The sequence below is a fragment of the Cerasicoccus frondis genome (assembly GCA_031296915.1).
Lineage (GTDB): Bacteria > Verrucomicrobiota > Verrucomicrobiia > Opitutales > Cerasicoccaceae > Cerasicoccus > Cerasicoccus frondis.
Genome location: JAVDPC010000040.1, coordinates 1 through 13,916 on the forward strand (window position 1 = coordinate 1; position 13,916 = coordinate 13,916).

The following is a 13,916-nucleotide window of genomic DNA, read 5'->3' on the forward strand; positions in this document are numbered from 1 at the left end:
CCATGCAAAAGAGCATGAATGGGCTCTCCGAAAAAGTACAGCTTATTTTGAGATAAACTTCGCTGACACCACACTAGTTGTTGGTTGCTTTGTCTGGAGGAATCAAACCGGCGACGTCGATCAAGTAAAGGTCGCACATCATGAAGCGCTGGCTCCCGAGGATGCGACCAGTTGGGCGAAGGGTGTTTTCCAAGCTGTTTTTTGCGGTATTGACCGCCCCGTAGCGCTGCAGGATAAAGACCCAAATCAACGTTTGCCCGTCGATGGGATAGAGCGTGGACAGGATTTCAGACGGGTCATCGCTGGCTGGCTTGCGCACGCAAATGGAGTCGGCTGGGATGCCATACCGCTCCGCGTAGTAGCCCAATTGGCGAGCTTCCAGTGGTCTGACAAGAACAGGTTGTTCTGGCTGCCGAACATCGGCCAGGGCCCGCGCCACAGACTGAGTCGCTTGTCTTTCTGATGGTTTCCATGCATCGCCGCCACTCTCCCAAACGAGGGGTAGGAGGAAGCATGCTGCTACGGCATAGCAGAGAATTCTCAGCTTTGAACGCGGGTTTCCCGCGCCTGCCAGGTAACCGACTGACACGCCTGTGGCCAGGCAAACGAGAGGTTGCAGAAACAGGATGAGTCGGGAATAGATGGGGTAAAGCCCAAGCATGCTCGCCCCCATTACAGCGAGGAAAGGCAATCCGATTGCGGCCGCGCTCACCGGTCGTTTACGTGCGAGGAAAGCAAATCCCACATAGGCCGCCATGAGTGGAACAATGGGCCACGGGTAAGGCAGACTGTAGTCCGCAATGTGCAGCATTTTGTGCCAGAACACATTGATTTTATCCAGGGAAGTTGGCAGTGGCAACATGTGGCCACCCCAGAAATCATTCAGGCTGTCGTTGTCTGCGGCAGCGGATCCGACCAATGCGTAATGCCCGGCAAATAGCGCAATCCAGAGGCCAACCAGCGTTAGTGGAAGGCCCAGCTTCTGCCAGGCTTTCCATTGGGCAAAGAGCATGGCTGTGCCAGCCCCGGCCAGGACAAATACAGCGGGAAAGGATAGCCAGACGCTGACTCCACCTGCAATGGCGGCATGTATCCAGGCGTGAGGGGTGCGCCTGCCTTCCAACAGTGGCGTGAGCGCCAGCAGTATCCAAATGGTTGCGAAGCCGTCGACCGCATATTGCTTATACTCGACGGAGAAATTGACCGCCGTTGGGGCAATCGCGAGCAGGATGACGCTTCCCAGGGCCCCTTTCGCGCTTAACAAGCGTCGGCTGAGCGGCACGAAAAGCGCCAATCCTCCAATGGAGAACGCCAGTGGCGCGAAGCGGAATGCATAGTCATTGACACCGAAAAGCGCGTGCATGGCCTTGAAAAGCACGAGCACCAGGTAGGGGGCGGCCTGGTCACCCGCCAAGGGCTCGGCAAGGTGTGCAAAGTCACGCTGTATGACATTTAGCGCCAACTCCACCTCGTCCTGCCAGAAGGACCGATTGTAGAGATACTGAATCAATCTCAGCACAACCCCAAGCCCGAATGCCGCCCACAGGCAGGCGTTGGCGCGTTTGGTCATGGCATCCGATTCATTCAAAATAGTAAGCAGAGTTCGGCTGGTAATTGTTCCAAGGATCGGTAATGAGTCGATTGTTTTCGAGGTTGCTTGACCGGCCGACGCGCCTTTGCATCAAGCTATGAATCGTCGACTTCCCCTGTTTCTTTGTTTATTGTTGGCTTCCCTGCGTTTGACTGCAGGAGAACTCCCGCAGAAAGTTGAGCCAAGCGATCCGAAAATCGCCCTTCAAGGCGCTTGGTCGGAAGATTTTAAGGGCGCCTGGACTGGCATCGGATTCAAGGTTCGCACCGATGCGCCTGAAATGAACATTCTCATGGAGGATTTTGCACCCGGCGGTGAGCATCCGAAGGTTGGTTTTAAAAACAATTACCTCAATGTGCGGATTGACGATGGGGAGTCTTCGGTCATCGTCCTGCAGAAAGGGCAGACGCGCTACGCCGTGCCGGGGCTGGATGGCCAGCCGCACACCGTGACCGTTTTTCGCCGCACCGAGCCCTTGTTTCAGCCGATCCAGTTCCTCGGGCTGGAGTTGCCTGACGGCGCGCAATTGCTCGAACCGCCTGCTCAGGCAGCGATTCGAATGCAGGTGATTGGCGACTCAATTAGTTGCGGCTACGGCAATGAAGCGGACAGCCATACTGATCCATTTACTCACCATACGGAAAACGGTGAGTTGACCTACTGGGCTATCGCGGCGCGCGAGCTTGATGCAGATGTCCGCTGCGCCGCCTGGTCTGGGCGGGGAGTGCTCCGAGATCGTCAGGGCAACCAGCAGGGGCAGTTGCCGGAGATTTGGCGCAGTGCTTTACCAATCCAGAACGCGCCCGAGCGGGCAGGAGTTCAGTGGACGCCGACAATTGTGGTCGTCAATCTCGGCACCAACGACATCGCCCTGGGCATTCCCGATAAAACTGAATTTATAGCAGCATACCAGGCGTTAATCGATGACGTCCGCACGACCGCTCCAGAAGCGGACATCTATGCCTGCTTTGGCCCGATGATCGGCGAACAGAAGCATGGGGATATCCTGGCCTATTTGAATGAAATCGCTGCCGCCAATGAGCGTGTCTATGTCGTTAAGCTCAGCAATGCTTTCGGTATGGAGGGCTTAGGCGCTGATTGGCACCCCAATGTGAAGAACCATTCGCAATGTGCCCAGCAGTTGCTCGCTGCCATCCGTGAGCATTCTTTTTAGGAAGTGACTGGAATCAATCCGTGGTAAAACGCGGGTATGTTTGGCGGCGGCGGATTTGCAGGCCGATCACTGCTAATCCAACCAAGATGACCATGGCATAGGTTTGCGGTTCGGGGATGGTCAGTGTCACTTCGATTGAGCCTGTTCCAGCAGCAAACGCGTCATGCGTCGTGTAGGCGATGGAGTAATCTTCTCCTTCGGTCAGTGCTATCCCATTGAGCGTAATCGTGTCGAACTCACCATTGAAGGTTCCAGCGCCGTCGAACAAGGCCACCGTATAGGCGACGCCGTTGGCGGCGTCTCCTTCCAGCGCGAGTGTTACGCCGGAATTGATGTTGAGCTCTACGTAACTTCGTCCGGCTCCAGTATCGGTGGATGTCCCGGTGACGTGCAGGCTATCGCTGGCCCCATCGGCAAACACGCTAACCGCGAAGGTCGAGCCGGTTGCCATGTTGTAATGGTTATCGCGGAAGCCGTCATTACGATCCATGTAGAGTGTGAAGGTGTCTGCCGTGGTGTCCGTGGGGCCTGTAAGTCCAGGGGCAAAGGTCGAGCCACTATGGAAGGTGTAACCGCTGCTCGTGGTTCCGTTGGTTTGTTGAATGGAGCCAGAGCCGCCTAGCACCGAGCCCGAGAGTATATCTCGCGAAAACGATGAGTTATTGTTGGTTATGTCGGCGTTGAGAATGAAGGTTCCACTATGGATAATGGGGAAGGTGTTATAGCTGGTGAATGTGATGAAAGTTCCGGTTCCATAGTGGTCCGTGAACTTCAAATTTCCCGAAGAGGACTGAACTACTAAGACATTTCCGTCGCCGACAGTCAGGGTGCTGTCCACCTGTGTTTTCAGTTTGGTGATGGTGTTGACGCCCACTCCGTTGGAAACGAGCGTCGCACCCGTAGTGCGCAGTTCCGCGTAGCCGTCCTCATCGGCGCCGATAGTCCAGCCTGCTTGATTGAAGAGAATGCCGTTTACGCGTTCACCATTCTGGTTTTGGGCTTCCGGCATGTTCGCGACCGCGCTCGGGTCATCAAAAACAGCAATGTCATCCTGGCTTGGTTTTGATCCATCAGTCCAGTTGCCGCCAGATGACCAATTGACGTTTGTGTCGCCGTCCCAGGTGATGTTTGCAGCGGTCAGTACTCCGGCAGCAGATATCGCAATGCTGCTCAGTAAGGCATTTTTTAAGGGCATGATCTTTGGGGTATGAATTAAGGTAAGTCTATAAAAAATCTTACGATAGATTTAAAATCAATCATATGATTAATCAGACGTCAAGGCATTTTTAACTAACTGGCATTGGTCTGCTCCAGCCGTTTAACTCCAGCTAAATCATACCCAAAAACAAAGTCGCTCACCATCGTATTGCTACGAAGATGAGCGACTCGAAATGATTTGTCTCTGGCGTCTAAGGCCGGTGGGCGTCGATTGAACTAAGCGTCCGTAACGGTTCGCACTGCTTTGTAGAAGCGATCTTCGTCAGTATCGCGGGGATCGGTGTCGGTGTATTCGTAGAGATTGCCGTCACCAATGACTTGGTCGACCTGAGTCCAGCTGTCTGTTTCCAGGTTAGGGCTGGTATAAACCGTGTAGGTATAGCCGATCTGAGTTTCGATGCTGATGGTTGCCTCCCGGCTAACGCTGTCCACGCCAATAGTCATCATTGGGGTGGTGTTGCCCACTGCGTTTACGACTAGATCGCCACTTACGTAGGTGATGTCATAATTTGACTCAACAAATCCGTTGCTGCCAACCACGCCGACGATGCTAATTTCGTCGACATAGACGCCAGCAACTGCAGTGACGCTGTCAGCAATGCCGGTCACCGAGCTGAGTGTCACGGCATCGATAGTTTCATCATTGGGGAGTGTGCTACTGCCGGGGATGACGGTGACGGAGCTCCCGTCGAAGATGACGGTGTCCTCGCCAACGACGGTGAAGGCGGTGTCATCGAGGGTGAGAACTGTGCCGAAATCCTTTTCCTGCTGATCTGCAGTTACCGTGATGGGGTATGGTTCAACAATTAAATCACCCTTCTGGTAAGTGATGCTGTAGTTGCTTACATCGAATCCATTGGCGCCCGTTGCGCCGCTGATGACGATGTCATTTACGTAGGTTCCTGCGGAAGCGGTGGTGCTGGCGTCCATGCCAGAGGCCGAACTGATCGTCACGGATGTGATGGTTTCGCCATCGGGAAGTTCGTCGTCGCCATCGATATCCTTCACGGTGAACGCGGTGTTGTCCAGGGTGAGAGTGTCGCCGTAAACTTTACTTTGGTCAGTCGCAGTAACGGTGATTTTACGGGTCTGATTCAAATTGGCGTTTACCTTAAACTTGGTGGGAAGGTATCGTGTATAGGTCTCCCAAGTGCTACCATTGTCAAGAGACTCAGCAGTTAAGCCAGTGATCTCGCCCGTCGCGGCTGGGTCGCTATTCAATTCATCCCCTTGCCTCCAGTAGAATTCACCTAAACCTTGGTAGTGAACTGAAACCCAGTAGTTTGTGTTGGGCTGCATGGTGGGAGTTTTGCTGGAGTTAACCCGAACGATGACTTGGCCATCATCGAGTTCAGATGGGCTAAAGCTTTCCAAGACGCTGCCTGGTTTTCCATTATCATCCTCATGTAGTCGGATTTTCAGTAATGCATAGTAGCCATCGACATTCGCATGCTCCACGTTGACCAATATATTGTGAAGCTTCCACACGCGGGCCGCTCCGGTATCGCCAGTTGTAAACTGAACAGCCACCATGTTATATGAGTAGGGAAAATTAAAGCCGCCGTCATAATAGGTTGTATCCAAGTTGTCGACGACGATTTCAGCTGCCTGGGCCTGGTGCAGGCTACAGCTAGCAACTGCAAAGAGGACAGCGGATAAAAAATGTTTAATTTGGCGCATGGAAGGGTTGGTTAATGATTGGTAAAAAATGGTCCAAGTTGCCTCAAGTTAGCTAAAATTACTCCCAGGGCAATAACGCATTCCTCGTTTGTTCGTGCGATAAGTTGCGTTAATGTGGGTATAATCTAAGCTATGATGGCTAGTTGTTGGCGGTATGTTCTCGAATAGTTATTGTTCTGCTATCCTTAGAGTACAGCTAGCGCTTCCTATTCCGAGATATTCTCAGAAATTGTTATTTTAGATGTCAAGCTTGCGGGCGTTAATTTATTTACCCGTATTATTTAGTCTGACCATTCGCTCAGGAAGCGATTCACATCGCCGAGGCTCGGGCTTTTCGCTGTGCGCACATAAAGTCCAGAAAAACAAACGGCGGTGGTGAGGCATGCCTCTGGCGAAAGGTCGATCAAGCGTCCGCACATGAAGCCAGCGTTGAAGTGGTCGCCCGCGCCGGTCGTGATTTTCGGTTTTTCACAGTAGGGTCCCTTGACCCACCAGGCGCCGTCGCGGGTGGCGCAGGCAGCGGAATGGGTGGGGTGGACGACAACGCAGGAGATATTGATTTCCTGACGAATGCGGGTAGCGAGCGCCTTGAGGTCGTCTGGCTCTTCGGTGGGGGCAGGGAGTCCGAGCACCTTGGCGACTTGGCGGCCTTCGCTGTAGTTGAGGCCGAGCGTCACCGCGCCAAAGGGCTGGAATCGGGAAATGGTCTTGAGCACGCTGCGAAGGTCGCTCTCGGAGCGCTTAGCCGGGTCGGCCAGGTCGAAGAAGAACTGGCGATTGTCGCCGGGGCCGATGTTCGGGAGGACCTTGTCAACCATGTCATTGAAGAACTCACTCAGTCGCGGAAGCATGGTCCAGTTGACTAGGGCGATGAGGTTGGCTTTGGCGCAGGCGTCGAGGAACGCGCCTTCCCCCATGGCTTCAATGATATGCGGGTAGTCGACTTCCTCCAAGGATGCCATGTCGCCAAACATCAGCTTGCCATCGGTAAATTCTGCGGCGGTGGTAATGCCAGGGTTGGTCACGGATACCGCGCTGGTCTTCTCTGCAAACTCCTCGAACACGGGGTGGATCGTTGGGTTGCCCAAAGCTCCGATGTAGCGCACTTTCACCTGCCCGCCAAGCATGGCGTTGGCCATGATGGGGCCGTTGCCGCCGAGCTTTTCCATCTGCTGGAACATTTCGATATTGGCGCTGTGGCCGGCGGCGTCGCAAATGCGCTGGCCAAACTCGGCAATGGTCTCGATGCGATCAAAGTCATCGCCCATGCCATGGCGTTGCTTTACGGGGTGGACGATCTTGTCGACGAAGCCGTCGAAGCCAATGAGTGCTTGGCGCGAGCTGATGCTGCCCGCCTTGTTGCTGAGTTCTTCCAGGGTACGGTCACGAGGTGTCATGGGGCGGCATTGTGAGACAGAATGCGCCAAGGTGAAGCACGAATTTCCATCTCAACCTAAAAGATTAGCGCGTGTAATCGATTTCGTTAGCGACCAGGGCTTCTGAGAAACTCACCCTAGCGGGGAATTTGATTTTGCCAGTGCGCTCATAAGGCGTTTGCGTTGTCGCCATGCCGATTGAGTGGTCTTCCATCACGCTTTTCTTGGCGCAATCCAGCGCCGGTCCCAATGTCTTCACGTATTTTGGTCAGTCGAATATCGCTGGCAAATGCATCATCCTGGCCTTGGCGATTTTTTCGATCCTGGCTTGGTCGGTGATGATCGGCAAGTACCTGGACTTGTCCCGCCTGCGTTCGCTTAACCACAACTTCGAGCGCAAGCTGGCGGACGTGAATTCTGTGCTGGTGCTGAACTTGAAGTCCCAGGCGACTGGGCTGGGTCCCTACGCGCTGTTGGCTCATGGCGCGGTAACGGCTTACCGCCGCTATGCTGGAGGCTCTGGGGAAGGGGCGGTGCGCATTCGCATGGGCCACGTAGAGAATTCCCTGCAGCGCGGCGTGGCGCAGCAAACGATGAAATACGAATCGAAGATGGTGCTGCTCGGCTCCATTGTGACGGGTGCGCCGTTTCTCGGTTTGTTGGGCACGGTTTGGGGGGTGATGGACGCCTTTGGCTCCATGGCGCTGCAGGACTCTGCGTCATTGCAGAATTTGGCTCCAGGCGTTTCCGGCGCCTTGTTGACGACGGTAGCCGGGCTGCTGGTCGCGATCCCATCGGTTTTTGGTTATAACTTTCTTTTGACGCAGACGAAGCTGCTCGTGACTGAACTGGAAAACTTTGCCAGTGCGTTGGCGGACCGTATCGAACTCGAAATGCAGACCGAGATCGACGAAGCCGAACCCGAGGAAAATTACTAAGATGGCCCGCACGTTTCGTCGCAAGCAGAGCATGGAAGCGGTCTCGGAGATCAATGTGACTCCGCTGATCGACTTGGCTTTTGCGCTTTTGATCATTTTCATGATCACGACGCCGTTGTTGGAGCAGACGATCCCGCTGAATTTGCCCAAGGAGGATCAGCGTGATCAGCCGTCCCGGGCTGACATGGAAATCCAGGTCATTTCGATCGATCAGGAGGGGCAGGTTTATTGGGGCAAAGAGCGCGTCAGCTTGGCCAAGCTAGACGACATGCTCAACGGCCTGTCCACTCGGGCGGAGCCGCCGGTGTTGAGTATCCGTGGCGATGCGGCCATCCAGTATCAACGGATCATCGATGTGCTTAATCTTGTCAAAAAGCACAAGCTCACCCGCATTTCCCTCGATACGCAGGTTCAGTAAGTGATGGTCGATTCAAATCAGGATACGGCCCAGCCGAAGGCACGCTCTGTGCGCAAGCTGTCGGGGTGGCACGTGATCGCAGTCGAGGTCTTGGCGTTTGTCACGCGGGCGTGGTGTTCGACATTGCGAATTCAGCCGGATGAGGAAGCGCGCCGCTGTTTGGCGGACCCCAGCCCCACGGTGTTTGTGCTGTGGCACAACCGGTTGTTTGGCATTGGCGAGGTGCACCGCCGCTTTCGGCGTCCCCATGTGGACCGTCCCATTTATGGGCTCATCAGTGCGAGTAAGGATGGCGCCTGGTTGGCGGCTTTTTTTGAGAAAATCGGCATTCGGGCAATTCGCGGCTCCAGTAGCTGGCGCGGTATGCAAGCGTTGCGTGAATCGCTGAAGGTGCTGGATGAAGGGGATCTGGGCATCACGCCGGATGGGCCACGCGGACCTTGCTATGACTTCAAGTCTGGCGCGGCGCTCATTGCGCGCAAAACCGATTGCCCGGTGGTTTTGCTGAGCCTGAACTATGGTCGGTCCAAGCGCTTAGGGAGTTGGGATCGTTTTTACCTGCCATGGCCCTTTACCAAGGTGGAATTGCTGGGGCGCCGGGCAGACATCAAAACGAGCGGCCCACTGGAGCCGCTCGCTGAAGAATTAAAGTGTCAATTGACTGCCATCACCCGCGACCGCTAATCCGAAATCGGGGCGGTCGCTTGGCTGGCGTTGGTCAAGCAATCAGGCTGCTTAGAATACCGGGCGGAGAACCGCAGTGGAACCGGCGGCAACCGTCATGTTTTCGCCCTTGGCCCAGGTCTTGTCGTTGAGCACGAACTTGAACTCAAGGCCTTCTGGAGCGTCGGTTGTCGACCAAGTCCACTTGCCGTCTGCGCAATCCATCTGGATGCCCTTGGTCCAAGCCAGCGGGCCGCCTTCACCACGGATGTAGATGGTGTTGCCCCAACCTACATCGAGATCTGCCACGATGGTGGTGAGGGGAGGGGTGCTGGACGCAGACTTTGCTGGCGCTTCGCTCGCCGCCTTCTTGACGGTTTTCTTGACGACCTTCTTTGCTGCCTTTTTAACCGGGGCCTTAGGCTCTGCGGCTTTTTTAGGAGCAGCTTTTTTAGCCGCCGTTTTCTTGGTGGCAGTCGTTTTCTTAGCCGCCTTTTTGGCGGGTGCTTTTTTTGCAGTCTTTTTGGTAGCCATACTTATGGTTCAGTATTGATTTGAGTTAGGCGGTAGACGAAGCTAACTCTCTAGCAGGTACAACGCCAACTTCAAGAGCAATCCATGCACTTGGCGCATTTTCCACAGCTCAGATTTCCCTTTGCAAAATCGTAAAGATCGCCTAGTGTAGATCATTGGAATCTTCTTCTGTGCACGAGACCTCGTCATGCTCTTATCCTTTTCTAATCCATCGGGAGCTTGCCGCCAGGCGATGACGGTCAAGCCGTAAACCGGAAGACTTGAGTCGTTTGGAAAGCACCCACCTTGACTAATTGAGGTAATAGAGCACTCGCTAATTCGGCATAAGCAGAGGATTCCAACCCTTTTTATTTTCAACTCAACTCATACGCGACATGCTTACTGACAAAGAACGCCGCCCGCTCATTTTACGCAGTAACCGCTTTCTTGGTTCCGCCCTTTTGGAGCGAGGCCTCATCAAGACCGATGATCTGGAAGCCGCGAATGAGAAACTGCTTGAAGCAGTGCAAAGCGGGAATATGCGCGGCGCAAATTTGCTCAATATCCTCCTCTATGACGTCAAGGCGATCGACGAGGCGCAGTTGGTTGAGGAAATCACCGAAGATGAATCCCTTGGGCTGATCGATTTGACTCACTACGACATGACCAAGTTTCGCGAAATCAATGTCGACATTGATTTGTGTTACGCGACTTACACCGTGCCGTTTGACCGAGTGGAAGATTTTACGATGATTGCCACGGCCTATTATATGAGCAAGCCGACCATTCAGTATTGGGAGGAGACCATCGGCGGTAACATCATTTGGTATATTTGTTCGGTTGCTTCAATAGCCGAGGCCATTGAGCGCGCTTCACAGATTGCCGCCAGCTCGGAAGAAGTCGCCGTCAAGGAAGGTTCGTAGGGGGCGGTCGCAATTTTTTGCGAGCATGCCTAAAAAAAGGGCGGCCCTTATTGGCCGCCCAATGCAACGAGGATAATGTCCGTAGAATTATTTTTGCTGTTGTCTGCTTCTCAAGGTGAGAACCAATACTGAAAGTGCGCCGAACAGCGTCGCGTAATAGCCGGGTTCGGGTATTTGGGCCAGCGACAGGTTGTCGTAATAGACTTCAATGTCTGTGCCGCCGTTGTAGCCCAGGGAAAATTCGGATGCGCCGATGGTCCAGTTGATGCTGGCGTCTGTGACGTTCAATATCTCGACCCCTCCCAAGGTGACTCGCGCCGTGCCGTCGGTTTCGTTGGCGATGATGGAAAATTCGTTCCAATCGGTTTCGCTGTAGCTGGTGGAGGATGTTGCGATTGAGGTGATGACGCCGCCAAACTGGTCCGTCAACCGAATGGTTCCGCCACCATTGCCAAGGAGACTGAAGTTGAAAACGCCAGAGGCCGTGCTGGTCATGTCAATGCGCCAGAAATCATTGCCGGTTGGTAAAATGGCGATGTCGAACACCGATTCGGTTACGTTTTGGCCGTAATCAATCCGGGCGATTGGGCGATCTGAGGCGCTGTCATCCAGCATGTACAATGATTGCGAGCCGCTCAAGGCCTCAGCGTTGGAGACGTCTGCTGCGGATGAACCAGTAATTGAGCTGGTTACCCAACCGCCTTGTCCATTGATTGGGCCGAGGCTGTATGAGTCAAAATTATCCTGGTAAACGACTTGAGCCTGCAGCGATGCGCTGACCGCGAATATGCTAAGTGAGGAGAGGAGGTAAGTAACGTTCTTCATAATGTTAGGTGTGATGTGAGGTTAACTGTGCTGATAATGGCATATTTCTCTTTAGCGCCAATGGCGTGCATACTTTACCTGTATAGTTCCGTTGGCTTAACGTGCTAAATTACGGTTTGGGCTTACCCGTATAGAGCCAATCAATGAGCCATAACGAAAGCCATCGGGTGGTTGATCATGGGGGGCTATATACTGGTAAAGTATTCGCAATAGATCGAGCAGTTGACGGGATTTATTCACTATTAAAAATAGTGAGCTAACCTCTTAAAATAAATCTATGATGAAGTACTCGTTTGTTTCGTTTCTATCGGTTTGCCTCAGCGCCGCTCCGTTGTTTGCAGGCAAGAATCAACTCTCCAATGACGGTTTTGAACATGGCTTGAGCGGCTGGGTTGCTCAAGGCGACAAGAGCATGAACCGGATTGTTGGCAATGCGGCCTATCGCGGAGACAGCGGTCTGGAGGTAGTCGATGATTCGTCGGCAACTGGATCATCGCTTTATTCTGATCGTGTTCCGGTAAAGCCTGGCGAGCATTGCGAGCTTTCCTTCTGGGCGCGCTTGGTGGAAGACAAGGGGCTGGGCGTTTACCTGCTGTTTTGGGATGCCGATGGCCAGCTGCTTTCTACTCAGGCAAACGGACAGGTCGTTATCAATATCGATAAAAATGACTATGCCTGGGAGGAATTTAAATTGGAAGCCGTTGCCCCGGATAAAGCCGCAACGGTGGCGGTTTGGATCCATAGCTGGGATGCCTCTACTGTCGTGGCGCACTTGGATGATTTTATGCTCTCGATCCGATAAGCTTAAATCCTGTCATGCGCGTGTAACGGGTTATCGCTTGTATTGCAGTAAGGGACGGTCTCAATTGACCGTCCCTTTTTTGATAGGCTATGTGTAAATTCGAAATGCGCGATGCAATCGATGGTGATGATGACTACTCAGTAGGGCTGCTAACGTAGATGCTGTCGAAACGTACGCGATTGTCGCGTGGCGGCGCCCAGTCCGCATTGTTGCCGCCGTGAAAGGAGCAGAAGTAAAATTGATCAATGGCCCAACTGGCGCCCGCTTCTCGAAAGACCAGACCAGAGTGCTTATACTTCAGTTCGCCATCCACCCAGATCTCCATGAGGCCGTTGGGTTGGCCGGGGGTGTTTAGCTTGATGTGCTGCTTCAGTTCATAGGTTTGGCCTGGTTTAAAATGGTGATTCAGCGGCAGGGCTTCGCCGTAGTTGTGACCATCATCTCCAACAATGCTTTGTTGCTTGAGCCAGTAAGCGTAGAGCACGAGGTCGCCGCGACGGCCCCACATGTAACGGGTCGTAAATCCGTCCGGGCGATATTTCCCACCGCTGGGATGGCTTCCGCCGCTAAGCCCCGGCAGCTTGCCCCCTCGCTTCCAGTCGAAGGTTCCATCTTCCAGAGGCTGAAATTCGACATTGTAAGTCAGCGTGTATTCATCGCGTGGCGGCAGGGCTACCTCGAAGCTCGCGCCGCTCCCGGTGCCGAGCCCATAGCTCTTGGCCGGATAAAGAATCTCGAGCGCATTGCCATTGGCCGTTTGGACGATGCTGGCTCGCAGAGGCGACTGCTCAGATAGCGGTATGCCGTTGATGTTCGATAAGGGTAAATTAGACCAGTCGGACTTGATGTTGTCCAAGGTGTAGGGGCCCAGTTTCTGATTTTCGAAATCAACGGTCCATTCCATGTTGCTTGGTGGTTCTTGGTCTGCCGTTGCCGCACCGCAGGTCGTGGCGAGCGCGGCAATGAGAAGTGTGGGTGTGAGTCGCAATGACATTAGTTGGTTTGTGGTTTGCAGAAAGTATCGGCGGTCGGCTGGGTTACTTTTCTTTTTGATCCAGGCTCATCTGCCCAACGTGCATATCCAGGAATAATGCGTTTCGATGGCTTTCGTGAACCGGGCCGGTTGCTATGTCGCTTCGCCATCCGGTGGTCACTCCGTCGGTAAAGAAGTCCGCATCCAAATCCACCATCAGGTAGGTGTCGGCCGGGGCGTTTGTCAGCTTGAAGGCAGTGGAGGGCGCATTGTCGATTGTGCCGCTGGAGTTGCGGTAGCCCCAGGGGTTGACGTGGATTCCATCAATGATGATCCGTTGGTTCATCCAGTAATTTTTGCCATCGCGTGATTCTGGGTCCGGGAGCGCGTCCATACAGGCGGGGCAACTGAAAATCTCTGCATAGTTCCAGCCTGGCGGTTGGGTCTGCACATCGAGATAGGACTGGAGCATGACTGGCAGGTAGCGCGTGTCGTAGGAGTTAAACCAAGGCCCCTGCCCGGACCAGAGTGGGCCTGGGAGCTCGTTCTGGTTCTCTGACATATAGAGCGTGATGGCGCTGCCAATCTGTCGTAGGTTGGATATGCAATTGCTGTTTTGGGCGGAGGTGCGAACACTGCCGACTGCGACGATGAGTATGGAAAAGAGAATGCCGAGGATCGCCACGCAGACCAGCAACTCGACGAGGGTGAATCCTTGGCGGCGACGTTTGTCCAGGTGCTGAATCGGTTGGGGTAGTTTCATGGGATATACTCTGATGGCTAGTCGCCCGAAGGGCAAAACCAAGGGCGCTTTACAAGTAA

At 53.9% G+C, this 13,916-nt stretch carries 14 protein-coding genes and 1 other RNA gene; 7 read left to right on the plus strand and 8 right to left on the minus strand.

Annotation, left to right across the window (positions count from 1 at the left end; genetic code table 11):
- Positions 1 to 73: 73 nt before the first annotated feature.
- Positions 74 to 1,588: a glycosyltransferase family 39 protein gene (locus tag RBB63_RS21460; RefSeq protein ID WP_309387304.1), complete on the minus strand. Its 1,515-nt coding sequence runs from the start codon at positions 1,586 to 1,588 to the stop codon at positions 74 to 76.
- A gap of 100 nt (positions 1,589 to 1,688) precedes the next feature.
- Between RBB63_RS21460 and RBB63_RS21465 the strand changes: the two genes are divergently transcribed.
- Positions 1,689 to 2,765, plus strand: coding sequence for an SGNH/GDSL hydrolase family protein (locus RBB63_RS21465; RefSeq protein ID WP_309387306.1), 1,077 nt, complete (start codon positions 1,689 to 1,691; stop codon positions 2,763 to 2,765).
- Positions 2,766 to 2,778: 13 nt separating this feature from the next.
- On the opposite strand, the gene RBB63_RS21470 is transcribed toward RBB63_RS21465, so the two are convergent.
- From RBB63_RS21470 to RBB63_RS21480, 3 genes are all read right to left on the minus strand, one after another.
- On the minus strand, positions 2,779 to 3,960 hold the full coding sequence (locus RBB63_RS21470) for a hypothetical protein (RefSeq protein ID WP_309387307.1): 1,182 nt from the start codon (positions 3,958 to 3,960) through the stop codon (positions 2,779 to 2,781).
- 239 nt (positions 3,961 to 4,199) lie between these two features.
- Positions 4,200 to 5,663 (minus strand): choice-of-anchor R domain-containing protein, encoded by a 1,464-nt coding sequence (locus RBB63_RS21475; protein ID WP_309387309.1) that lies wholly within the window; start codon positions 5,661 to 5,663, stop codon positions 4,200 to 4,202.
- A 281-nt stretch (positions 5,664 to 5,944) separates the two neighbouring features.
- Positions 5,945 to 7,060 carry a PfkB family carbohydrate kinase gene (locus RBB63_RS21480; RefSeq protein WP_309387311.1) on the minus strand — a complete coding sequence of 372 codons (1,116 nt, stop codon included), beginning with the start codon at positions 7,058 to 7,060 and terminating at the stop codon, positions 5,945 to 5,947.
- 170 nt (positions 7,061 to 7,230) lie between these two features.
- Here RBB63_RS21480 and RBB63_RS21485 point away from each other — a divergent pair, with 170 nt between their 5' ends.
- The 3 genes from RBB63_RS21485 to RBB63_RS21495 are packed head-to-tail and all read left to right on the plus strand — an operon-like array spanning position 7,231 to position 9,079.
- Complete coding sequence (locus RBB63_RS21485; RefSeq protein WP_309387312.1) at positions 7,231 to 7,977, plus strand: MotA/TolQ/ExbB proton channel family protein; 747 nt, start codon at positions 7,231 to 7,233, stop codon at positions 7,975 to 7,977.
- A 1-nt stretch (position 7,978) separates the two neighbouring features.
- Complete coding sequence (locus RBB63_RS21490) at positions 7,979 to 8,395, plus strand: ExbD/TolR family protein (RefSeq protein WP_309387313.1); 417 nt, start codon at positions 7,979 to 7,981, stop codon at positions 8,393 to 8,395.
- Between the two features lie 3 nt (positions 8,396 to 8,398).
- Positions 8,399 to 9,079 carry a lysophospholipid acyltransferase family protein gene (locus RBB63_RS21495; RefSeq protein WP_309387355.1) on the plus strand — a complete coding sequence of 227 codons (681 nt, stop codon included), beginning with the start codon at positions 8,399 to 8,401 and terminating at the stop codon, positions 9,077 to 9,079.
- Positions 9,080 to 9,130: 51 nt separating this feature from the next.
- On the opposite strand, the gene RBB63_RS21500 is transcribed toward RBB63_RS21495, so the two are convergent.
- Positions 9,131 to 9,592, minus strand: coding sequence for a hypothetical protein (locus RBB63_RS21500; protein WP_309387314.1), 462 nt, complete (start codon positions 9,590 to 9,592; stop codon positions 9,131 to 9,133).
- 159 nt (positions 9,593 to 9,751) lie between these two features.
- Between RBB63_RS21500 and ssrS the strand changes: the two genes are divergently transcribed.
- Both ssrS and RBB63_RS21510 read left to right on the plus strand, forming a co-directional pair.
- Positions 9,752 to 9,930, plus strand: a non-coding RNA gene (ssrS, locus tag RBB63_RS21505) — 6S RNA.
- A gap of 36 nt (positions 9,931 to 9,966) precedes the next feature.
- The gene (locus RBB63_RS21510; protein WP_309387316.1) at positions 9,967 to 10,494 is read left to right on the plus strand and encodes a hypothetical protein; all 528 of its coding nucleotides are present in this window, start codon (positions 9,967 to 9,969) and stop codon (positions 10,492 to 10,494) included.
- 87 nt (positions 10,495 to 10,581) lie between these two features.
- On the opposite strand, the gene RBB63_RS21515 is transcribed toward RBB63_RS21510, so the two are convergent.
- The gene (locus RBB63_RS21515) at positions 10,582 to 11,319 is read right to left on the minus strand and encodes a hypothetical protein (protein ID WP_309387318.1); all 738 of its coding nucleotides are present in this window, start codon (positions 11,317 to 11,319) and stop codon (positions 10,582 to 10,584) included.
- 277 nt (positions 11,320 to 11,596) lie between these two features.
- Between RBB63_RS21515 and RBB63_RS21520 the strand changes: the two genes are divergently transcribed.
- Positions 11,597 to 12,121, plus strand: coding sequence for a carbohydrate binding domain-containing protein (locus tag RBB63_RS21520; RefSeq protein WP_309387319.1), 525 nt, complete (start codon positions 11,597 to 11,599; stop codon positions 12,119 to 12,121).
- Between the two features lie 133 nt (positions 12,122 to 12,254).
- Here the strand turns inward: RBB63_RS21520 and RBB63_RS21525 are convergent, their stop codons facing one another.
- Positions 12,255 to 13,115: a polysaccharide lyase gene (locus RBB63_RS21525; protein ID WP_309387320.1), complete on the minus strand. Its 861-nt coding sequence runs from the start codon at positions 13,113 to 13,115 to the stop codon at positions 12,255 to 12,257.
- A 43-nt stretch (positions 13,116 to 13,158) separates the two neighbouring features.
- Complete coding sequence (locus RBB63_RS21530; protein WP_309387322.1) at positions 13,159 to 13,857, minus strand: type II secretion system protein; 699 nt, start codon at positions 13,855 to 13,857, stop codon at positions 13,159 to 13,161.
- Positions 13,858 to 13,916: the final 59 nt, after the last annotated feature.